The organism is bacterium, assembly GCA_009926305.1.
Lineage (GTDB): Bacteria > Bdellovibrionota_C > UBA2361 > UBA2361 > RFPC01 > RFPC01.
In genome coordinates, this window is record RFPC01000003.1 from 1 (window position 1) to 22,002 (window position 22,002).

A 22,002-nucleotide genomic window follows, 5' to 3' on the forward strand; every position below is an offset into this window, starting at 1 on the left:
CTCATCTATTCCACATAGAAGCTTACGAGCGATGAGATGGGACCGTCAAGACGGGGAGAGGGCTCTCCCTCACTACTCTCTCAGCAACACTTCCAATCAAGAGTCGTGAAATACCCGTTCTCCCATGTGTTGCAATTACAATCAGGTCGAAATCATTTTTTGTCGCAAAATCAATTATCGTGTCATGAACGGTACTAACGCTATCAATAACGGAGTATTGCACTGCCAACTCCGGGAAAGAATCTTCTGTAAGCTGGTGAAGATCCCGCTCTATTTTTTCTTTGAGTTGTTCTACTACTTCTCTTTCAGGAAGAACTGGAAAATCAAGAGCAAACATAAGCGCGGCTTGAGCAGGGTCCTCTACAACTGCTAGAAGCTCGAGGGTAGCTCCAGATAGTGTCGCAATTTTTCCGGCTAGGGGAAATGCTTCCTTTGATTCTTCGGATAAATCAGTGGTAAGGAGTATCTTTTTCATGGCATCACCTTTTCAGTTTTCTGCAGAGTATAGCCAAGTTCAGCCCTTTTTTCGATGATCTCCTTCACCCGATGACAGGGAATTTCTTCAATTCACTTGAGCAGTTGCCTCGTTGTCCTGATAGCCTCATTATAAGGCGGGTGTTGGTTCCTGATTTAGGAGGTATTATGATTTTTTGGCGCCGAAAGTATCCTTTGCCCAAATTTCCAAGAACCGTAGTTTCTCAATTCCAGGAATTTTGTGAAGAACTTCCAGATGAAAGAGTAGAGGAGTTTCTTCCAGAGGTGGCAGAGTGCATCGAACATTTTCGGGAGTTATCCACTCAATTTCCAATTCTTAATATGCAACTGGTGGAGCGAATAGGAGAGGTCTGTGTAGAGTTGTTAAAGATTTACCCTCAGTGTTCACCGCGACATAAGAAGATGATCGTGGGGGCTATTCGATACTTCGCGAGTGTTGAAGATTCTCTCTCTGAGACTACCTATGCCTCTGGTCTTGATGATGATGTGCGAGTTTTAAATCATGTGATTGAAGACTTAAAGAGAGACGATTTGCTGATTACCTAGAGCCGGACAGAGATCGTGAGGGCTTCAGCTGGCCTTGAGGCTTTTAGATTTCTCTACGCCAATTTATGAAGATCATTTTTTAAAGGGAAATGCCCTCTTCCAGGTATACGTTTTTGCTCCCTGAAAGAGGGCCCTTTCCCTTAACTCAGCACACAGCTAGCTGTTTGCTTTTTCTTTTTCTAGCCAGCGATCAATAACTCGCTGAAATGCTGGTAGCGGTTGAGCACCTTTCAGCAGTACCCCATTGATGAAAAAGCCAGGTGTCCCTGTAATGCCGTTTTGAGACGCGAGCTTCGTATCTTCCTCAATCTGCTTTTGTACCTTTTCTGACTTCATGTCAGTGATGAACTTGTCTACGTCCAGCCCAAGTTTTTCTGCAGTCGTCTTATAAAATGCTGAGTTCAGCCCCCTCTGATTTGCAAACAGAGCATCATGCATTTCCCAGAACTTTCCCTGTTCTCCAGCCGCTAGAGCCGCCGCTGCTGCTGGCTTTGCTTCTTTATGAAACGGAAGGGGTAAGTTCTTAAACACGACTTTGACTTTATTCGGATATTTTTTGAGAACTTCTTCTACTGTGTTATTCGCTCGCGAACAGTAGGGGCACTCAAAATCTGAAAATTCTATAATTGTAATTGGAGCATCCTTCGGTCCTTTAACGGGGCTGCTTCCCACGGGTACTACCGTTGGATTCTTGAATTGTTGCTCCATTTGCTGCTGCGCTTTTATCTCTTGCTCCTTTCGAGCCTCAAGTTGGCGGTTTTTGAAATACTCTTCAATGGTGGAGCCGAGCGCCTTTTGACCAGCCTCCGTTTTGAGGTACGAGTCCATGAGATTCTGAAACTCCTCTGAAGAGACCTCGGCTGTTGCCCGAATTGGCAGAACAGAAATGACTGCCGCAATTAGAGCTGAAGAAAAAATATGCTTTTTACCGTTCATGAAGTATGGCTCCCATATTTTGAATATAACCACTTAACAGAGTCTTCAAACAGTTGTTGTCGCACCAAATATTGCTATACCAACCAATTGTTACTGAATGATTCTCTTTGAATTACGTTTTTTCGAGAATTAAGCTCCGCCGAAATTGACATGTCAGAGAAATCCCTAGCTGCCCGGACCTTAAACTCAACGTCGGTTCTACACCCTTAATGACTTATTTTCTAGATAAAAAATTCAATGAGTAAAGCCGAAAATCCGATTATTGGCCTATACTGGCGATTAAAACTATTTGAGGACGATTCTGGGATACGGCGTATCAGCAGTTTGGACGTGAATCGCGTCTCACCGAGCTTTGGATCGAATGATTCTTGTCTGTCTTGTTATTTGCCATTTTGGCTATTTGGCGATACTGATCAGCAGGAATAATCTGTTGAGCAATATGCTTTGAGCTGGAGGAGTATATGTGGTCTTGTTGGATGAAAAGAGTATTTGTCTTTATTTTTATGTTAGGGAGCATAGTGATTATGACTGAAGCTGGACTGGTTGGTGAAGTAAGCGCAGAAGCAAATTCTTTATCGGTTTCTTTGAAGACATCAAAGGGAGATATCTCGATTACGTTGTTTCCCGATAAGGCGCCGGTGACGGTTGCAAATTTTGTCAATCTTGCTCGGCGTGGATACTACGATGGGCTGATCTTTCATCGAGTTATCGATAATTTTATGATTCAAGGTGGTGACCCGACGGGAACAGGAATGGGGGGACCTGGTTATAAGTTTAAAGATGAATTCGACTCTAGTCTTCGTCATGATGCGCCAGGAGTCCTGTCTATGGCGAATGCTGGGCCAGGGACGAATGGTAGTCAGTTTTTTATAACGCATGTCCCAACTCCGTGGCTTGACGGAAAACATTCTGTGTTCGGTAAAGTAACTCAAGGTCAGGAAGTGGTAGATAGTATCACGCAGGGAGACAAGATCGAGTCAATAAAACTTTCAGGAGATGTGACCAGCCTGCTTCAATCTCAGGACGAGTACGTGGCTGAGTGGAGTAAAATTCTTGATGAGAAGTTTCCAGCAAAACAAGCTGCACAGTAGAGCCAGCAAATGAGAGATAGAGCCAGCAAATGAGAGATGAGCATGTCAGACCACTTCTGGCATGCTCACATGCTCGACGACATACTTTTTTGACCCAGTACTTTCTTGACCGCGCACTTATTGTAAGAAATCAACCAACGGGTGCGCCCCGCATGGTCTCCTTGAACGGAGCCTTCCGTGACATTTCGATCATTAGGGATTCTTGATACTTCTTCCACATGTTGAGCTGGATAAAGGACCCTTGGAAACAATCCTTCTCTCTGGTGACGTACGTCACATCATCTAAAAAGGCCACCTCTATAGCGTTTCGCCTTTTCAGTGGTTCATCTGTAATTTGTTTGATGAGTGCAAAGTCAAATGCAAAAAACTCATATTGAGATACCCAGTCGCGCTTGCTGCCCCGCATGAGATGGCAGAATATTTCTATTTGTGCCTCGGTAAAAAAATAAAAACGCACTCGGGGAGTGCTCGAATGTTGAATCACCTTCAATGTCTTTTTGTTGAGCTCACCAACGTGAGCCCATAGAGTGTACTCACCAGAGCTTTCCCTAGCATAGATTGTCGGATTTTTCTCTTCCAGGCAGTCATCAGAAAGTGTAGGTGAAAAATTCAAGCAGTGCGCAAAAGCCAGTACTCTCGTAATAGAGAGTTCTGGAGTCTCGTGAGGATGAATAGAGATCTGTGTGCGTACTGCTTGATAGCATCTCTGAGTTGTATCATTAACGAGAAGGTCAAACGTGTGGAGTTGTCTTGTGCTCATTTTCTACACTACTTAAAATCAAAACGAACGGGCACCCAATTTCGCGCTCTACAACTTTCTTCAGGGCAGATAAAAGTTGGCTCATCAACGCGCGGGATGAGGTTGCGCTGAAACTCCCGTCTACACTCTCCACAAATAATGAGCACCTTCGTTGGAAAGACCTCAAAGAAAAATGGAACTATCGCATTCTTTAACCGCGCTCGTGATTGCCACTCGCGGAGTTTCTCAGGGGAGGGCCGTTTCATACCATACCATCTCATGTTTCATCCCTCTAAGATAGCAGAGCGAGATACTCTGGTCACGGGTCCCGTTTAGTGAGGAGCTCAAGTTGAAAGGAGATTTGTTCATCAAATTCGGCTAAATACCTGTCCGCTGACAGTGTCTTCTTCTTGTTTTCTGCTTTCTGAGAGAGAGTGAGTCTGCTAAAACAGGAGAAAGGTGTCGGCTGACGGTTGCATCCAACCAGCAAGGTCGAAACGAAGATTTCCTGGATACGAGTAACTGGTTCGTGGGGCTCAGAAATGAAAAATTTAGAATCTGGCGACGGTGTTGTCGTTTCTCCAAACGGAATGCAAGTCTCAAAAACAAAGAAGAGAATTCATCTCGGGAGTGTATCCAGGCCCAAAAGTATGATTCGTTTTGTTGTGATACTTATTGTCTGCGTTGTGTTTTCGGGAGTGAGCAAGTGCCAAAAGGATTATGTGCTTTTTCAAACACCAAGCCCCAGTCCCAGTCCTACCGCCAGTCCCAGCCCTACTCCAACTGCTAGTGCGAGTCCTACTCCCACGCCCGATGACTCTACCACGGATAGTGAAACGGTCGAATCCCCTACGAGTACCTCGAATAGTTCTGCAATTTTCTCTTTTCGGTCGACAAATGGCTTTTGGGCTGGCCTGAAGTCTTTAGGTGATGGTCATGAGACGGAGGTGGGCGGAGAAGCCGGCGATGCGTTCGTTTCTACCGAACCCTCTGGAGCCATTCAAAAAATTAAAAGTCTCTCAGAGATTCGTCGGAATAGCTCTACGTCTGCCAGTAATTGGCTGGGTCGTCTTTATGATGATGAGGACGAAGTGTTGAGCGATCAGGATGGCGATGGCTATATAGATGCTCTTGAGCTTGATATGGGCACTGATGAGTTAGACCCAAAGAGCACTCCTAAGGTGGTTATAACAAATCTGAGGGCTAGAATGTCGGTGGTAGATGCTGATCTCGATGGTGCCCAGATTCAGGAGGAGAGCTCACTTGGCACCTCAACCTCCGTGCAAGATAGCGACGGAGATGGATTTCTTGATGGGAGCGAGATGCGTTCTGGGACTTCGCCGCTTGATGCGATGTCTTTTCCAGTCGATACCGATGGTGACGGGCTTGGAGACGACTACGAAGAACGGGTGGGTCTTAATCCGATGGTTCGTGATTCGGATGGAGATGGGCTCGATGATGAAATGGAGACGATATTCGGGTCTGATCCGCTGCGCCTCGATTCTGATTCTGATGGCATCCTTGATGGTAGAGAGATTCTTTTGGGGAGTGATCCTACCATCAGTGAGGTATCTTAAGTCTGGTCATACGAGGCAAATCAGTACGAAAAATTTCGAATTACAGAGATATTTATAGTTTTCTCGGTATTTTTCAGCGTGATCAAAAAATTTACTAGAAGAGAGAAGAACGGCACAGAAAATTCCTTCAGTCCCTTGTGCTCCTTCCTACTTCTTGATTATTCTGATCAAGTATACATTTTTAACTCATAACAAAGGGGTTTAACGGATGAAACCTACGGAATGCGGTCCTTTTGCTCAGTCTTTTCCTCTATCTTTATCTTTTTTCGGACAGTCTTCTCTGAGGGTGGTGTCCGTAGCGTTACTAGCGCTCGTGGTCGGCATTGTGTTGCCGCCTTCTAGTGCCCGAGGAGATGCACGCTTCGATCTTGATGACGATGGCTTATCAGAGCTCATTCAACTAACCATTCAAGAAGATGACACCATTGATTGGAAAGTCCTCTCGTCCGCATCAGGCTACGCGGAGTCTGTTTCTGAAAAGGAAGAGTTTGGAGAAGCTGGAATAGCGGTGGCAGTTGCCGATTGGCGAGGCGATGGTGGGGTTGATTATGCGTACGTCGAGAAGAGGAATGGAACCAAGCTAAAATGGGATATTGAGAATGGTTCCGACGTTGATACGTATGCGTTCGGGGGGGTAGCGCACTTTGCACTCGCTGGTCTTGATATCGATGCCTCTGGGGCTGCTGATGCAATAACGATGAGTAAAAGAGGAAATATCGTCGCTCGTCTTGATCCATTTGCTTCGGGTTCCGGGGAGTTGAAGACTAAACTTCCTCGGCGAACAACTCGAAAAATCAAGACAGGTGCAGCTGAGCCTTTCTATTTTAAGGATTCTGATGGGGTCAGAGTTGGTGTTGTATACCAGAATAAGGCTGGAACCCGTTATCGTTATTTGGCTCATAACTTTACATCATCTCAGCGACAGAGTGCTCGGCTTGGGGTGGTGAGAGGAGACATTATTGAGGTCGTTGAAATTGCTGACGGGAATGGCACCCCGTACATTCTTCTCCAAGAGAAGTATCGAAAGAACAAGTCTCGCGTAAGAATATTTGCTCTTGATGGTACGCAGGCTTTTGCAGGTACTTACACTGGTCGAACTCTGGTAGTGGGAAATTATGCCGGTAGTGCGACAGGTGAGCAATTTGCAGTCCAAGATGGAGCAACACTTACTGTTGTTTCGCCATTTGATGGTGGGCTGACTTCGGATATTACCCTTCAATCAGACAGCGTTATCGCCGATCTGGCCAATGTTAATGATTTTTCAACGAGTGGAGGCGGGAGCGGAGGATCGAATCCCGGTCTGAATTCAGTTTGTCCTAATACCTTTGACTTTGGACCTGGTCGACTTTGGAAACCAGATGCGGATGCCTCTGACAGCAGGAAACATAAGCCAGTGGTACTTTTTACTGGTAGTAACAAGACAGGGGATTCAGCGTTAACCGTCTATGACAGTCAAGGAAATGTGGTCTGTAGTGGATTAACGTTTAAGTCAAGCTCGATACCAGGGGTTAATGGTGGTGCAGACCATTATTTTTCTGGTTGGATCGGCGGATGTGGTTTAACTGCTGGACAGATTGCCTCGGCTGCACAGTCAAATACTGGAAGTCGTACTGTCTATGTTGAGTGGAAATCAAATGCGTGTTTAAGAGTTCCGGAACCAAATAATAGGTACGGGGGCATTTAGGAGGAAAAGGAATTAAATTACGGGGCTGGGCTGTCTCCCTCTGTAATTTGGCCTTTGTGATTTAATAGTCAATTTTCTATTGGAATGGGGGCGCGAATAGCGCCCCCATTTTTTTATGCGCTAAGGAGGTTCATCCTCCTAAGCGCATATTTTAGGGCTGAAACTCGTTCTGCGAGCCTTGTTTCTCCTGACTGCCCCAGCTACTATTTCACGTATGTCGAATAACCAAGTGCCTCATGATAGCGATAAATTCAATCGTAACGCAGTGAATAGAGCAACCCGGCGTGTCTGGTTACGTCGAGCGCCAAAAATTTTCATCTTTACCGTGCTTCTCGTTGTCAGCGCCCTTTCTTTTTTTCGATATCTTTCGAATATTCCGCGAGAGCGTTTCGCGCATGGATATACATACCTTGAACGGGTGTGGTTGGGAGCAGAGAAAGTTGTTCGAATGACAGCTCTAAAAATGTCGGCTCATCATGAGGATTTAAAGAATACTGAGCTCCCTGTGGTCGAGTTATACGTGAGGGGAAAGAGGCTTGACCGCCTAAAAGATGCTTTGCCGACTACAAATGTAAAATCCGAAAAGGCAAAGATTCGGCTTGGAGATGAGCGATATTCTGGAAAGGTGCGCTTTAAGGGTGATTCAATGAACCATTGGGCGTTTCCAAATAAATCATGGCGTGTCGAGTTAGAAGACGGCGATTTTTATCGAGGCATGCAAACATTCAACCTAAATGTGCCGAGGGTAGATAATCAGATCGCTAATTGGTTGGGGTACAATTTGGCAGGAGAGGTGGAAGGGCTTCTCTCTCCCTTTGCTGAAAATGTTCACTTTCGATTGAATCGATTATTCGATGGCATTCGACTTTTTCTCGAGCAGCCAAATCAAGATATGCTTGCCAGGCGCTATTTACCTGCTGGGAAAATTTTTGTGGGAGATATTTCTTCTGAGCAAGTCTATGGGGCTATTCCACGAAAGAAACTGTATAGCGATTTGACGGCATGGAGTGTTGATGGACCTGGAAATGATCTCCATCGTGGAGAGTTGGAGTTGCTCATTAACACTTTGCATGAGGATGAAAATCCCTATCTTTTTTATGATCGACTGACTTCTATTGTGGATGTCGAAGCGCTTGCCAAGTTTATGGCTCTGCTTGAACTCGTTGGATCGGTACATGTCGATGAAACACATAATGGAAAGTTATATTTCCATCCCCATATCGGAAAGTTCATTCCGATTGTATGGGATACTGTCGCATATATGTGGGGCGATGAATTCGATTTAGATATCGGAGTCAATAAGCTCTTTAGAAGCATGATTCAAAATCCAGCGTTTCGAGACCTGAAGGATAGATTCTTATGGAAGTTTATCGAAGAAGCGCTTCCTTCAGAGAAGATCCTATCCAAAATCGATTTGGAGATGTCACGAATTCGTCGGGATCTCTACGCATCACCATATAAGTTGAAGGCTAATGATAAAGGCATTCGTCATCTCTCTAATCGAGAGGTAGAGGAGGCAGTATCCCGTCTACGGAAGAATGTGGTAGCTCGTGAGAATAGGATTCGGAATCGTATGGGAGCTACAGAGGTGGAATACCGCATCGTTAACGGGGAACGAAGCGATGAACGTATCGTCTTGCTCAGAATAAATTCAGCAGCAGGATTCGAGTTTGAACGATTTAGAATTTCTTTTGCAAATCAGCCTTCCCAGTCTCCTGTGGTAACAAGAGTCGGATTGGAAGGACTAGGAGATCACCTATCATTGAAGGGCGCACTCATAGACAATTCTCCAATTTTAGGTAAGCAGGTAAGAGATCACGTCTACGATGTTTCGGTCAGCGATCGCCTGCTTTCAAAGCGAAGATACGTCGGAGCCAAGAGTGCGGAGGTCGTACCAGCAATCTACAGGTATAAAATTTCCAACATACCGGAGAACGCTCGTCCGGTAATAGAGGTAATCGGAAAGAATGCAATCACTGGGATAAAAGCTTCGGGATATTCAACCGATTCAATACCCCTTGATGCAGGCAATCGACGGTATTCGGTTTGGTGGACGCCCAACAAATTTAGGACGGGTGAATCCCGTAAGTTGTCGGGAAGAGTACGGTTAACGGAGACTCTTCAGCTTACTCCCTATGACTCCCTCTATGTGGCTCCAGGCACTGAAATTTTGCTGGAAAAAGGAGTTTCTATTCTATTAGATGGCGCGTCTGTCCATTTTGATGGAACGGCGGAACAACCGATTGTTATGCGTGCGGCAGAAGAGGGAGTTCGATGGGGGACCCTTGCGCTCCGTAATGTCGAGAATGGCTCTTTTTCCCATGTAATTTTTGAAGATAGTTCGTTTCTCCTCCATGATTATGTACGGTACGAGGGAGCGTTCGCAGTGCACGGTGGTGCAGTAGAAATGGATCATATAAGCGTTCGTGGCAACTATCCGTCAGTGAAATCTGGTAGACTCACTCTTCGATCCAGTAAAATTGAGTCTCCCTTTCCGTTTTCTGTGAAGTCAGAACATGGAGTTGTTCGTGAGATAGAGACCGTACATGAGCAGATACCCTCACTCCATTCTCACTCTATTGTCGACCAAATGGCACTTGGAACTGCGCCCAGAGCTGAACGCGAATTTAAGTTCTCTCTGCAAATGCCCTGGCAAGAATCCCCTAAACTGATGAAGGTAGCATCAAAAATTCGAAAGGCGTTGGAGCGAAGATCTCACGATAAGACCGTATGGCAGGCACCTCAGTATCTTGACTCAGAGTATTATGTAGATAGTAAGGCAGAGGAGTTCTTATATCGAGATATCTATTTTGATACTCCAGAGCTTCTCGCCTACAAGAACCAGATTTCTTATCGGTTACGGAATCGGTTTAAAGATAGGAAATCATACAAAGAGCACGTAAAAAGGCAGGACTGGGTAGCTCTATGGCCCTATCGGTTAGAATTTCAGGCAAAGGTAAATCGTAGAGAGCTTGGAAATGGGTTTAGTACAGTTGATGAAGCTCGATTTGAGTTTCGTGATGTATCAGCACCATTTAGTGTCAAGAATCAGCCCCCTGATAGACCTTGGGATCTTGATGAGTTCATTCCCTATTTTCAAAGTGGGAATTTCCAAGGAATGGATACTTATCCAGCTTACAAGGTCATGCAGGCACTTGAGGGCCAGTATGAAGGGGAGAGCCTTTCAGTGATACCGAAACTTGTGCTTATCACAGAACGTTACAGACAGCATCTTAATATACCGTCCGAGTTTGGTTCAGGACCGAATCCTGAGCAGGCCTTTATCATCAGTCTCGATAAGAGTGATATCTATGATGCAAAGGGATACCTCGAGTTTCTGAAGAGTAAGCGCGAGGGCTTAAAATATTTTGGTAAGCCCCAATTTTACGGATCGCTATTAGAAATAGAGATTGAGTTTGAGCGAAACGTGTCAGATGTTTTAGATCAGCGTGTCGAAGAGGCAAAGACTCTTGCGAAGTCAGAAGAAGTTAAAAGATTGGAGGAGGTGCGGGATGCCTTCCTGAGCGATCAACAAGCTATTATGCAGGTAGTGGATGAAGAGCTCATCCAAGAAGGAATTGAGGTAATACCGGCTTCAAAGAGCAAATATGTACAAATGGTAGAATTATCTCAATCAGGTCAATAGGGAAGGGAATGTGTACAACGGCTCTTTCCTCTTCGTGTTACCGTAGTTATAGTAAAAGGAGGCTTGGAGGGGTAGCTATGCAGAGTTTTGGAGCGCACTTACAGGTTCTTCTTCGCTTTTTCTTGCTTATTCTCTCTATTGTTCTTTTGGCTCCTTCAATAGCGCCCCTCCTGCCGTTTACGTCTCTGTCTCTTTGCTCAAGGTGCTGCTTTGTGTATGCAGATGAGCGTGTCATAGAGGCGCAAGAAGAAGACAGTCTTTTGGATATCTCAGATCCATTTGAAGGATGGAATAGGCGAGTTTTCTGGTTGAACGATAAGTTAGATCGGTATCTTCTTGAGCCAGTATCCGATGGATACGATTATGTTATGCCTGACGAAGCCCAGCGTGGGATTACGAACTTCTTCGACAATCTTCTCTATCCTACATACCTTGTTAGCGATCTGGTCCAATTGAAGTTCTCGCAAGCTCTGGAACATACAGGTCGATTTCTTGTGAATTCTACTGTTGGTATCTTTGGTCTGATTGACGTGGCCCAGCATGTCGGCTTAGAGCGCCATAAAGAGGACTTTGGATTAGCACTAGGATACCACGGTGTTCCAGCGGGACCATATCTTGTATTCCCTTTTTTTGGTCCTTCCACGGTACGTGACGGGTTTGGATTTATGGTCGATACTGCACTCAATCCAGTTGGATGGGCTGTTATGGAGGCAGCAAGCTCTAACGATGCAATCTTGATTACCACAGGAGTAGCAGGGGTAGATATTATTCAGCGGCGGACTAATCTTGATGAGGCAATTGAAGCAGCGCGCGATGCATCTCTTGACTACTATCTTTTTGTTCAATCTGCCTATTATCAACGGCGAGCAGCGCTTATCGAAGATCGCCAGATTCACCAGCCCGAGGAGGAAGACCCCTTTGCGGAAGATGAAGCCTTTGATGAGATGTTTGGCGAATAATCGCAATAAAATCATATAGATATATTTTTTTTTCTTTCTTGCCGTCCTCTGGAGATACCTTGGCCTCAGTTTCCTCCATAACATTTCCAAAGGCCACTTTCTATCGCGATAAAGGAGCGTCGAAGCACTTATGGAAAAGAGGACTTCCATTACCGATCTGATTGTCTCTTCACCAGTTGTGATTTGCGTGGCGCTATCTTTGGCAGTTTGCATCACTCTTTATCATCCCTTCACCAATTGGCTTAATGCTCGTAGCGCTGGACAAGACTATGGTGTCTATTCTCACTATGAAGTCGTGTATTCGAATCCAGGAAAAGACTTTGGAAGCTTTGTAGTCACGATTAGACCATTCTAATTCGGCTCGTGCTTAGTATGCAGTGTTTATAGCGTCAGTTGCACCACAACTGTTTGATTGAACGTTGATAAGACTTCACTTTCTTGTCTCTGTTCGTTTAGAAGGTGCTAATTTGATCACTTGAATCTTTGTTTCTTCTCTGCTCAGTATCCTTCTCGTTTCCAGCAGACGGTATGACCGAGCTATTTCTCTTCGCTTGTTCACAGGTAGGATGGAATAATCCATCTCTTTTACAAATAGCAGCCTTTGAGAGGGGTAGAAACTCTAGGACGCCAGTAATAGCTTGCATACATGCTTCTGAGAGAACTCGAACCCGGACGAGTTCTTCCCCTGCTTCTGTTTTTTGCTGTCCTTGTTTTTCCGAGCTTTTACTTGCTGGTATTCCCAATGCCTGCGGGGGCTCTAAGGAGGTGACGCTTTCCTTGAGCTTTTTTTGCTCGTTTTCTAATCTCTCTCGATAGTCCTCTATAAGTTCTCTAATTCTTTCTGCCTCTGGATCTTGCTGTCCCTGAAACGACTCTTTCCTTACTCCAAGCTCAGATAGCGGTTCATAGAAAATAAGTGGTTGTCTGGAGCAGCTGGTAGAAAGCGAGCGGAGTTGATGTTGAAGTAGCTCGTTCCTCAATGAAGCTTTTTGCTCTTCATCTTGAGTGTGTAGCATTTTCATACGAATTTCTTGCATTGCCTTCCAGTGCTGCGATGCGTATGGCGTCGAGAATGTACCGTCGAGATGTTCTTGATTCAGACGCACCGAGGGATCTGGTTTATAGTAATCAATGCTAATCGTTTGCTGCTCAGAAAAAAGCTTTACACAGTCACTCGAATGTTTGCCTCGCTGAATGCATCTTACTATTTTATTATCTGGAGAGGACGCCGAGAGGCTTGTAAGCTGCTTTCGACAGGTATCAGAGGCTGAATGAACACTGTAAAAATCCCAATTTCCGTCTTTTAAGATGGCACAGGCATGCATTGCCATATCTTCTAAGATAGAGAGTAATTGAGCCTCAATGGCTTTATTCTTGCCTTTAAACTTGATTGCGGCATTCTGAACTCTCAAATGTTCTATTTTCAATGTTTCGAATGTTTGTTTCCCGAGTTCTGTATCCAATAAGGGAGTCTCGCCGCCCTTTTTTGATGGTGGATTTTGGGCCCAGGTTGCCGAGCAGAGGATCAAGGAGAAGAGAAGAGGGCATGCAATACATCGTATTAATGATCTCATAGCACCTGTCTGATCCCTCTTCTAAGTCTCATAGGTCATGCCATCTGGCTTACTATGAGCTCGTATTTTATCTTGGCTTCCCTGTTATGAGCTGCCTACAAAGCAAGGTATAGTAACCAGAGCAATAGGTAAGGTATTTCTAGTCTCGATTTCTCGCGAGCTTTGCGAGTAATCTCAGTATTTCCATATACAACCATACGAGAGTTACCAAGAGTCCAAAGGCCCCATACCATTCCATATATTTAGGCAGACTACCGCTACTTGAAGCTTTTACAATGAAGTCAAAGTCAAGTAAGAGGTTGAAAGCGGCCAATCCTACGATAACAAGTGATATGCCAATTCCCAATGGTCCACTTTCGTGAATAAGGGGCATTTGTCCTCCAAAAAAGCCCATAATCATCGTGATGAAATAGAGGAGAAAGATTCCCCCAGTAGCCGTGTAGATGATCATCTTGAGTCGATCAGTAACTTTGATAAGTCCAGAGCGGTAAATGACGAGCATGGAAAAGAGTGTCCCGAAGGTTAGAGCGATAGCTTGAAATACAAGCTCATGGTTTAGCCCAAGTGGAGCATCAAAACTTCCAGAGGCTGAGCCTGCGGTCAGGGAGGCATACGATAACGAGAGGGCACCCAGCACGAGTCCCTCTGCTATTGCGTAGACCGGGGTGAGAACTGGTGCTAGTGTCTGCTTGACGGATATAATTATCGCTAAGATCAGCCCAACTATCACACACGGAATTAAAAGCGGCATTGAGACTGCGGGTGATTGGTATGACCAGTAGGCTGCTGCCATTACGAGGAGTACCGAGATAATACTTTTGTTGATCGTGCCCTCTAGCGTCATCACTCCATCTTGCGATGCCACTACGGCCTGACCCTGAAACATCTTCTGATTCAGCACAGGATTTGAGCTATTCATCGTCATACTTCTTCGCATGGATATACTTCCCTCGTTGTTGTTTTCAAGTTAGAAACTGCAACTATTTTATGCCGATTACCAAGTCTCCGCTCACAGCGAGAAGCCTCTGATAACCAGATGAGTCTCGTTTCCTAAGGAGATTGTAGCCTTGGGCCTCTCGCGGGGCAATGATGGAAGGGGCTTTTCGCCCGTCAGCTGGTCGTTTTTCGCTTTTTCCTCGCGTTGATGGGGGGATGATATGCCCCCGAAGAGATCTGACTGCTATTGGAAGCTTTGGATGGAGGCTCTTTTTAAGAGTGACCGTCCGTTATACAAGAGTAGAAGAGGAGGTTGATGATGATACAACCCTCTCCTATGGAAAACTGCCGCGATCAGGAATTTTTTGATCAGGGAGATTGTAAATTCAATGTATGTTCGTATCTCTTGCCCCATCATTATCGGTACGTTTGTCTACATCTGCATGAGCATTGCCTCTTGCTCATTTGTCGCCGTACGCATTCCCTTCAAATCGCTATCTCAGAGGCTCGAATCTTTCCCTCAGACAGCACCCATAGAATCATCAGCCCAGATTCGTTGGAGCAAGCGCGGGGTGCCATTTGTCGAGGCAAGTTCTAATCGAGATGGTTTCTTTCTCCTCGGTGCAACTCATGCACACCTTCGCCTCGGACAAATGGAGTTATTGAAACGCTTAGCATCCGGAAGAATTTCAGAGCTGATAGGACCATTTGCTCAAGATTTAGATCATACCATTCGAATCCTTGATCTTGGTCGAAACTCCATGCAGGTAATGAGTAAGATGAACGAAGAGACTCGAGAAATCCTCTCTTCGTTTGTTGCTGGGATTAATTGGTATCAGAAATCTCTTCAGAGCCTACCTCCTGAGTTTGAAATATTTCAAATGAAACGAGAAGAATGGACCGAGCAAGATGTAATCTTGGTCACTCGTTTAGCGGGAGTGGACCTTTCCTGGATGTTCTATTTCGGATTTTTGTCTATTGAAGGGCGCGATTTACGTGACAGCCTATGGGAGCGCTTCTTAAGGGAAGACGACGATAGCGAAAGAATTGATCAATTGATTCCATCACAATCTGAAGAGATAAAGCACATGAGTGGTCTCATCCGCGCTTTTAGCCGCTCAGGAAGTAATGCATTGGCTATTTCTGGTCAGCGAACACTACATGGCAGTGCTCTGATTGCCAGCGATCCGCATTTGGGAACTACTGTTCCAAATTTTTGGCTGCTTGCTGGCCTGAGAACTCCAGATTTTCGTGTGGTAGGGATGATGATTCCTGGTACTCCCTTTTTTGCGCTTGGTAGAAACGAAGATATCGCGTGGGGAGGGACCAATCTAAGAGCAATTAGTACGCACCTCTATCAGGTTTCAGAGGAAAAGCTTTCTGTTCGAGAAGAGACGATTCGTACTCGATGGTGGTTTGATACTACTCGTATAGTTCGTGAGTCTTCACACGGACCTATCATTAGTGATTCTCCTTTCTTCGATAACTTATCCGAGACTATTGCACTAAATTGGGTAGGCCATGAGGCGATTAGTGACGAGATTTCCAGTTTTCTCAGTGCGAATAGAGCTCGTACGTTTCACGAGTTTATGAGTTCATTTGAGTCCTATGGAGTTTCGGGACAGAACATGCTTTATGGTGATAGTGAAGGACATATAGGTCATCTGCTCGCTTATCAACAACCAGTTCTTCAAGAGGCTGAAATGACCTCTCAGCTGATAAAGAATCCAGACAATATCGTAGAGTCTTATCGTTCAGCAGCTGAACTCCCCCATTTGTTTGATCCAGTATCTGGATACCTTGCATCTGCCAACAATCGAGTATTCAGGACAAATATTCCGATATCATTTTCTTATGCAAATGCTAGTCGTGCTTTAAGAATGTCTGAAATTTTTGAATCAAAGACCAGTATTTCAATTGAAGATCTAAAGGCATTGCAGCAAGATGTAGCCTCTATCAAGAGTGTGCAGATGCGTAACTTTCTACTGCAATTCGTTGGTGAACTGGAGAGCAAGCAAATTTACGAAAACCCTAATGCAGCTGCGATGTATGAGGCTCTTAAGAATTGGGATGGACTTTACTCTACTGATTCAAGGGGCGCTCTAGCCTTTCACTTGCTCTTATCACATATGGTGCCTGAGCTGCTACAGAGGCTCTTCCCAAATGAATCGGAGCACTCCATCATGCTCAAAGGTGATTTGTGGTATGCAGATTTAAAGGAACAGCTGAAGCGTCAAGAGTTTATAGTTGAGTTTTCAAAGATGCTTACGAAATCTCTCTTAAAGATGGGAAAGAAATTTACGAAGTATGAGTCGTGGGGGAATTTCCATCAATATCGGATTCAGTATCCGCTGGGACGTATTCCAGTGATTGGCTCACGTTTTCGGTTTGATAATTTTGCAGCGCCTGGTTCAAATAATACCCTATACAAAAGTGCACATTCCTTTTCAGCGAAACCCCATTTTGTGTCTTACGGAGCACAAGCCAGATTTATATCAGATCTGAGTTCTCTCGATGAAAACTATTTTGTACTACTAGGTGGTCAAGATGGGTGGCTCAAGGCCGAAAACTTTCTTGATCAACTGCCGTTGTGGAAGTCAGGTGAATATATGCAGCTTCCGCTCAGTACTCGTGGCATTGAGCAAGTAACAGAAATATGCTTGTCGATAGAGCCGAGCCCGTCGCTATAGTTTGGTACTAGGCTCTATGTCGAATATTTTCCCTGGATTCATGATACCTGCTGGATCGAACACTTTTTTTAAGGCCTTCATATATTGAATCTCGGTATCACTCCTTCCCAGGTGCAGAGCTTTCTTTTTCAAAAGTCCTACACCATGCTCTGCAGAAATGCTTCCGCCTTTTGCCACTACAAGCTCTAGAACATGCTGATCAATCTCAGCACTTTTCTCAAAGAAAACGTCCTCACTTTCATCTTCTGGCTTGAGCCAGTTCAGATGAATATTTCCATCTCCAATATGTCCAAATAAAATGAGCTCATATTCTGGCGCTTTCGAGCTTAATAAGGACTGAAGCTCTTCTGTGAAAGCGGGAATTGCCGAAATCGGAACAGAGATATCATTCTTGTGGGGAGTAAATTCGGAAGAGAGAGTTTCACTTATTGACTCCCGAAGACTCATAATTTCCTCTGATTGTTTGTGTGTTTGAGCGATGACGACATCCTGAATGAGTTCTTCTTCCAGAAATTCCATGAACATTTCTTGCAAGATTTCCCGCAGGTTCTCTGAATCTCCCTCTATTTCAATAAGCACGTAATAAGGATGTCTTCTGGAGAATGGGTCTCTCAGTTTTCGGAATCGAGTCACATATTCCATGGCTTGTTCAGAAAAGAACTCAAATGCAGATACTGTCACCTGATGACGCATAACGTTATGAAGCAGGGGGATAGATTCTGATATTGAACTGACGGAGCACAGAAGACGGACAAGCCCTTTTGGCTTGGGTGCAAGTGCAAGAGTTGATTCCGTGATTACTCCAAGAGTGCCCTCTGATCCAATAAATAGCGAGCGAAGATCATACCCTGAATTGTCTTTATAGAGATTTTTGCCTGTCCGAAGGATTGTGCCATCGCCGGTGACAACAGTAAGACCTAAGACCCAATGTCTGGTATGACCATACCGAATTACATGAATTCCCCCCGCGTTCGTCGCAATATTTCCACCGATATGGCAACTCCCCCAGCTTCCGAGATGAATGGGAAAGACTAGGCCGAAAGGAGCTACAGCCTCATTTATCCTCTGATTTGTTACTCCTGCTTGGGTTGTAATTGTGCGACTATCGCTGTCGATATTGATAATAGTATTCATTCTCTGAAGTGAGAGAATAATCTCTCCATTCGTTGCAGTCGCACCTCCACATAGACCAGTTCGACCTCCTGAGGGCACAACGCCTATTTTGTTTTCAGCACACTGCCTAATGATTTGTTGAATCTGTTCTGTTGAGGATGGGAGTAGCACGAGAGAAGGTGACCCCCTAAAGTTCTTGCAGGTATCGACTCCATAGCTCTGTAGATCAAAGCTGTCTGAGAGAATAGCCTCGGACGGCAAAATATTATCGAAAAGATTGGAAAGAGGTCGCATGCCCAGACTTTACAATGAATTCAAAGCGAGGTGAAGCCATAGAGAAGATTTGGGGGTTTGAGCTTCAAGGGTAAAAGTTTTTAGCTCTTCTCTTGAGAATATAAGAGGGAAAAATTACCATTGGACCTAGTTATTGGGGGCTATCATGACTATCAGCGATGTTTTAGCGCAGGAGCTCGCTCAGTTAGCATCTCTCTTGCAGGAAAGTAAGCCTGATTGGCGAGATGAGATGGAGGATTTATCTCTTCCAAGTCTATTACTGAGAATTAAACAAAAGCGGCTAACGCCAGAAGGGAACAGCGTACATGATGCGTCTTCTGCCATTTTAATCGAGGCTGGTAGGCCACCAAATTTGCACTTCACTGGGGTATCAGAGGGCTTGGAGGGACTCGTCACCATCACGTTTAACTCCGAAGATGTTATAGCCGGAATACGGGCTGGAGATGATACGCTACAAAGTGCTCATCATAGAGGAGATCTCAGTATTGTCGGAGAACTTCGAAGTTGTTGGTTTATTTCTCAGCTTTTGAGTGATGTTTGGAGTGGATAGACAGTGAGCATTCATCTGTTAGAGATTCAATCTCATCAAGAGGTTCGAGAAGTGGAAAAGCAGGCTCGAAAATTGGCTATGACTGGAGGATATGAGGTTTCTCTTTCCTCTGATATGTCATCCGCTGATATCGATATAATACTTGAGGTGTGGTCGAAACAGCTTGATAAATACACGTTCGGGACGAAAGCTCGTGAGGTAGGTTTGGCAGGCAGAATTTTAGGACTTCTGAGGGAACATCCTCATGTAAGTGAGTCGCAAAAGAGCCAAATTAGTGCTATTTTGGGGAAATAGAGAAGAAGCGAGGGAATGGAATAAACTTTCGGAAAAGATGATGGAAGAATTAGAAAGCCTATATCAAGATCTCATTATTGATCATTATAAAAATCCTCGTTGTCGCGGTATCATAGAGAGTCCAGATGCATCAAGTCGGTTATTGAATCCTTTATGCGGAGATGAGATCGAAGTCTTTCTTGCTCTCAATGCTGGCCGTTGTTGCGATGTAAAAAATGAGGGGAAGGGATGTTCAATTAGTCAAGCATCTGCGTCAATGATGTCAGAGCTGTGTAGTGGTCTTTCTATTGAACAGCTGAGGGAGAAAGCAGCTCTTTTTGTTCGAATGATGAAGGAATCATTGGAGGATGAGCAGTGTGATGAGCTAGGAGATTGTGCTGCACTTCAGGGAGTTCGCCGTTTTTCTGCCCGCATTCGATGTGCAATGTTGCCGTGGGAGGCTCTTTCCAAGTGTCTGGACCAGTTAGAGCCTGGTGACAACACTGGTGAGAACAAAGTTCTTGGCTACTCGTAAAAGCGAAGAACGATCAATTGATGAGCTGAATGGTCGTTAAGTTGCGGGCGTTCTCTGATGCAAAGAGAACTCAGCTCTTATTCACTTTTCAGCGCCCGCCAGCAGCTATCAGCGATAATATCTGCCACTAATTTCGGTGATTCCTCGTTATATCCGTCTAACCAGTCTCGGACATATCCAACTGGGATACCAAATAGAATACTCCAGATAATGTTTGCTTTCAGCGGCCGAATCTTGCCCTCTTGAATTCCTCTTCGAATAGTCTTCGTCAGTTTTCTACCGAGAGGGTCAAAACCAACTCTCGTCGGATGGCGAATAATACCCGTCATAAACTCATTATGACGACACAGCCAAAGATATTTTGAGAGTTGATGGTTGGCCTCTGAAAAATGAAGAAAAGATATGATTATCTTTTTCGTAAACTCCTCAACATCGTCTACTTGAGCGAGTGCTTGATACAAGGCTGCTCTAAAAGCGGTAATCCCCTCAGTATACAGGGCACGGGCAACTTCCTCTTTGTTTTTGAAATTATGGTAGATGGAACCCACACTACATTTGCTGTCCCGACTGAGGTCAGGAACATTGGTTCTAAAATATCCCTGTTCTACAAACAGCTTAAGAGCCGCAGCGAGTATCCGTTGTTTCGGAGTAAACTCCGACAAGGCTCTTTTTTGAAGGGCATCCTCTTTGAGTGCTTCGGCGGTATTTACGGAGGATGATTGGATGGAATCGGTGTCATTTGCCATAGATACGTTTTTACCCTGTAGTGAGGGAGTGGGGCAAGCGTTCTCCTCATAAAGCATGACATCTCAGCCGCTTTATGAAGCATTGGGGGGAAGGTTCAGTAGTTAAGCGCTGAAGGGGCTCTGTGAGAGATTAGGTAGTATTGAGCCGTCAGGAGAGTTCGTTCGTTCGCATCTCTCCTGACGGACTAATCCCTTAAAGACAAACCTAGATTGAAATCAGGTTTTGGGCGATGGCCAGTTTTACTAGCTCCGCATTTGTCCTCACTTTAAGTTTCTTGAGAATATTACTTCGGTGGGTATCTACTGTACGAGTACTAATGTGTAGAAGTTTCCCAATTTCCCGATTTGGTTTGCCATCTGCTAAGTGCGCCATAATTTCAATCTCTCTCTTTGTGAGAACGGAAAGAGGGTTTTCAAGAGGCGAATCAGTAGGCGAATTATCCATAAGAGGAGCTGTTATAGATGGGCTCAAATACGTTTTGCCGTCAAGAATAGAGGTGATAGCGAATTCGAGTTCATCAAGGCTTGCATTTTTAGGCAGATAGCCTTTAGCGCCTGCCTTTAGCATCGCTCTTATCTTCGTTTGAGCTTCATTAGCGGACAAAACAAGTACAGGGGGAACTCGTCCCTCTGCTGCCAACGTTTCAAGCGCTGCAAGTCCATCAACTTTCGGCATGGTAACATCGAGAATAACAAGATGTGGATTTGAGGCTCTGGAGTTAAGAATATTCACGAGCTCATCACCGTTGGAGGCTTGAGCAACGACGTTATATTTTCCTCGAGTCTCCAGGAGTTCGCAAAGCGCCTCCCTCAAGACGACGTGGTCATCAGCGATTACGAGATCAATCATGGTTTCCTTCCTTAGTTAAAGAGAAGTGAGTAAAACGACCTCGTCTTCCCGTGTTTCATCCTTGATAGTTAGGCGGTATTTCCTCTAGCGCTCAATCTTTGAGTGCCTTGCCTCACAGGAGTATTACGACGTTCTCGTAGTAAAACTTTAGAGTTTCGTATGCAAATTACATAGAACACGGTAATTTTCGTAAGTAGTTGAAACTGCTAGCTGCACGACTAATCAGTCGCCTTTCCAGCTTGAGCAGAAGACTTTTTCGAAAGCATCAAGCGGATATTTTCTATTACGTTGGCAAGCTGTAAGGGTGCTCTTACTCCCGATAGCACAAGTTCGCTAATATCTTCAGCGGCAGTATTTAGCTCAATAGAACCATAGCCAAAGATTCGCCCATAGATGCTCTGATTTACGGAGACTGCTCGAATGTCGATATAGCGAATAGAAGGAACGGTCAACTGAAGAGAAAGTCTGCCACCTTTGTGAACAATTCGTTCACGTTCAAAGATATACAGGTCGTCATGATATCGCCTGACTGCTTCTACGCAAAACGCAATCGGGATAAGGTAGAATAGAAGAATGAACTTTGATTCAATGAGACTGGATAGGCTTGAGCCGTCTTCGTTTGGCAGAAAGAGAATCAGGGTAATCACTACAGTAGAGATTATAGCGCAAGAGATAAGCCCAAGCATCGAGCGCGGAGTCCGTTTTATCTCCATTAAAGTATTGCCTTCAACCTTCAGAAGTTCTTCGGCGGACTTATAGAATGGCATA

At 44.8% G+C, this 22,002-nt stretch carries 22 protein-coding genes; 12 read left to right on the forward strand and 10 right to left on the reverse strand.

Annotated features, from left to right (window positions below):
* Nucleotides 1-22 precede the first annotated feature (22 nt).
* A complete protein-coding gene (locus EBR25_00885; GenBank protein ID NBW39535.1) occupies nucleotides 23-475 on the reverse strand; it encodes a universal stress protein in 453 nt (150 codons plus the stop codon).
* A 167-nt stretch (nucleotides 476-642) separates the two neighbouring features.
* Here EBR25_00885 and EBR25_00890 point away from each other — a divergent pair, with 167 nt between their 5' ends.
* A complete protein-coding gene (locus EBR25_00890; GenBank protein NBW39536.1) occupies nucleotides 643-1,041 on the forward strand; it encodes a hypothetical protein in 399 nt (132 codons plus the stop codon).
* 156 nt (nucleotides 1,042-1,197) lie between these two features.
* Here EBR25_00890 and EBR25_00895 read toward each other — a convergent pair whose 3' ends face one another.
* Nucleotides 1,198-1,977, reverse strand: coding sequence for a hypothetical protein (locus tag EBR25_00895; protein NBW39537.1), 780 nt, complete (start codon nucleotides 1,975-1,977; stop codon nucleotides 1,198-1,200).
* A gap of 476 nt (nucleotides 1,978-2,453) precedes the next feature.
* On the opposite strand from EBR25_00895, the gene EBR25_00900 reads away from it, so the two are divergent.
* Nucleotides 2,454-3,068: a peptidylprolyl isomerase gene (locus tag EBR25_00900; GenBank protein ID NBW39538.1), complete on the forward strand. Its 615-nt coding sequence runs from the start codon at nucleotides 2,454-2,456 to the stop codon at nucleotides 3,066-3,068.
* A gap of 130 nt (nucleotides 3,069-3,198) precedes the next feature.
* Here the strand turns inward: EBR25_00900 and EBR25_00905 are convergent, their stop codons facing one another.
* Together EBR25_00905 and EBR25_00910 are read right to left on the reverse strand one after the other, a co-directional pair.
* A complete protein-coding gene (locus tag EBR25_00905; GenBank protein ID NBW39539.1) occupies nucleotides 3,199-3,828 on the reverse strand; it encodes a hypothetical protein in 630 nt (209 codons plus the stop codon).
* A gap of 8 nt (nucleotides 3,829-3,836) precedes the next feature.
* Nucleotides 3,837-4,073, reverse strand: coding sequence for a hypothetical protein (locus tag EBR25_00910; protein ID NBW39540.1), 237 nt, complete (start codon nucleotides 4,071-4,073; stop codon nucleotides 3,837-3,839).
* A gap of 207 nt (nucleotides 4,074-4,280) precedes the next feature.
* Between EBR25_00910 and EBR25_00915 the strand changes: the two genes are divergently transcribed.
* The 5 genes from EBR25_00915 to EBR25_00935 all read left to right on the forward strand — a co-directional run bounded on the left by EBR25_00915 (nucleotide 4,281) and on the right by EBR25_00935 (nucleotide 12,028).
* Nucleotides 4,281-5,384 carry a hypothetical protein gene (locus EBR25_00915; GenBank protein ID NBW39541.1) on the forward strand — a complete coding sequence of 368 codons (1,104 nt, stop codon included), beginning with the start codon at nucleotides 4,281-4,283 and terminating at the stop codon, nucleotides 5,382-5,384.
* A gap of 208 nt (nucleotides 5,385-5,592) precedes the next feature.
* Entirely contained in the window at nucleotides 5,593-7,068 is a 1,476-nt protein-coding gene (locus tag EBR25_00920) for a hypothetical protein (GenBank protein ID NBW39542.1), read from the forward strand.
* 178 nt (nucleotides 7,069-7,246) lie between these two features.
* The gene (locus EBR25_00925) at nucleotides 7,247-10,714 is read left to right on the forward strand and encodes a hypothetical protein (protein NBW39543.1); all 3,468 of its coding nucleotides are present in this window, start codon (nucleotides 7,247-7,249) and stop codon (nucleotides 10,712-10,714) included.
* An 8-nt stretch (nucleotides 10,715-10,722) separates the two neighbouring features.
* Nucleotides 10,723-11,673 carry a VacJ family lipoprotein gene (locus tag EBR25_00930; protein ID NBW39544.1) on the forward strand — a complete coding sequence of 317 codons (951 nt, stop codon included), beginning with the start codon at nucleotides 10,723-10,725 and terminating at the stop codon, nucleotides 11,671-11,673.
* A 130-nt stretch (nucleotides 11,674-11,803) separates the two neighbouring features.
* Nucleotides 11,804-12,028 (forward strand): hypothetical protein, encoded by a 225-nt coding sequence (locus EBR25_00935; GenBank protein NBW39545.1) that lies wholly within the window; start codon nucleotides 11,804-11,806, stop codon nucleotides 12,026-12,028.
* A gap of 97 nt (nucleotides 12,029-12,125) precedes the next feature.
* On the opposite strand, the gene EBR25_00940 is transcribed toward EBR25_00935, so the two are convergent.
* Both EBR25_00940 and EBR25_00945 read right to left on the reverse strand, forming a co-directional pair.
* A complete protein-coding gene (locus EBR25_00940) occupies nucleotides 12,126-13,247 on the reverse strand; it encodes a hypothetical protein (protein NBW39546.1) in 1,122 nt (373 codons plus the stop codon).
* Between the two features lie 139 nt (nucleotides 13,248-13,386).
* On the reverse strand, nucleotides 13,387-14,166 hold the full coding sequence (locus EBR25_00945; GenBank protein NBW39547.1) for a Bax inhibitor-1/YccA family protein: 780 nt from the start codon (nucleotides 14,164-14,166) through the stop codon (nucleotides 13,387-13,389).
* 170 nt (nucleotides 14,167-14,336) lie between these two features.
* Between EBR25_00945 and EBR25_00950 the strand changes: the two genes are divergently transcribed.
* Both EBR25_00950 and EBR25_00955 read left to right on the forward strand, forming a co-directional pair.
* Nucleotides 14,337-14,552, forward strand: coding sequence for a hypothetical protein (locus EBR25_00950; GenBank protein ID NBW39548.1), 216 nt, complete (start codon nucleotides 14,337-14,339; stop codon nucleotides 14,550-14,552).
* Nucleotides 14,553-14,572: 20 nt separating this feature from the next.
* Nucleotides 14,573-16,873, forward strand: coding sequence for a penicillin acylase family protein (locus EBR25_00955; GenBank protein ID NBW39549.1), 2,301 nt, complete (start codon nucleotides 14,573-14,575; stop codon nucleotides 16,871-16,873).
* Here the strand turns inward: EBR25_00955 and EBR25_00960 are convergent.
* Nucleotides 16,868-18,280, reverse strand: a complete 1,413-nt coding sequence (locus tag EBR25_00960; GenBank protein NBW39550.1) for an FAD-binding oxidoreductase — start codon at nucleotides 18,278-18,280, stop codon at nucleotides 16,868-16,870. The two genes, EBR25_00955 and EBR25_00960, sit on opposite strands and share 6 nt — an antisense overlap.
* 145 nt (nucleotides 18,281-18,425) lie before the next feature.
* Here EBR25_00960 and EBR25_00965 point away from each other — a divergent pair, with 145 nt between their 5' ends.
* Genes EBR25_00965 through EBR25_00975 form a run of 3 tightly spaced genes read left to right on the forward strand, consistent with a single transcriptional unit; the run spans nucleotide 18,426 to nucleotide 19,638 of the window.
* The gene (locus EBR25_00965; protein ID NBW39551.1) at nucleotides 18,426-18,830 is read left to right on the forward strand and encodes a hypothetical protein; all 405 of its coding nucleotides are present in this window, start codon (nucleotides 18,426-18,428) and stop codon (nucleotides 18,828-18,830) included.
* Nucleotides 18,831-18,833: 3 nt separating this feature from the next.
* Nucleotides 18,834-19,124 (forward strand): hypothetical protein, encoded by a 291-nt coding sequence (locus EBR25_00970; protein NBW39552.1) that lies wholly within the window; start codon nucleotides 18,834-18,836, stop codon nucleotides 19,122-19,124.
* Nucleotides 19,105-19,638: an SUF system NifU family Fe-S cluster assembly protein gene (locus tag EBR25_00975; GenBank protein NBW39553.1), complete on the forward strand. Its 534-nt coding sequence runs from the start codon at nucleotides 19,105-19,107 to the stop codon at nucleotides 19,636-19,638. Before EBR25_00970 ends, EBR25_00975 begins: the two co-directional genes overlap by 20 nt.
* 77 nt (nucleotides 19,639-19,715) lie before the next feature.
* Here EBR25_00975 and EBR25_00980 read toward each other — a convergent pair whose 3' ends face one another.
* The 3 genes from EBR25_00980 to EBR25_00990 form a co-directional block, all read right to left on the reverse strand.
* Complete coding sequence (locus tag EBR25_00980; GenBank protein ID NBW39554.1) at nucleotides 19,716-20,441, reverse strand: TetR/AcrR family transcriptional regulator; 726 nt, start codon at nucleotides 20,439-20,441, stop codon at nucleotides 19,716-19,718.
* Between the two features lie 148 nt (nucleotides 20,442-20,589).
* Nucleotides 20,590-21,234 carry a DNA-binding response regulator gene (locus EBR25_00985; protein ID NBW39555.1) on the reverse strand — a complete coding sequence of 215 codons (645 nt, stop codon included), beginning with the start codon at nucleotides 21,232-21,234 and terminating at the stop codon, nucleotides 20,590-20,592.
* 218 nt (nucleotides 21,235-21,452) lie between these two features.
* The gene (locus tag EBR25_00990) at nucleotides 21,453-22,001 is read right to left on the reverse strand and encodes a PH domain-containing protein (protein NBW39556.1); all 549 of its coding nucleotides are present in this window, start codon (nucleotides 21,999-22,001) and stop codon (nucleotides 21,453-21,455) included.
* Between the last annotated feature and the right edge of the window lies 1 nt (nucleotide 22,002).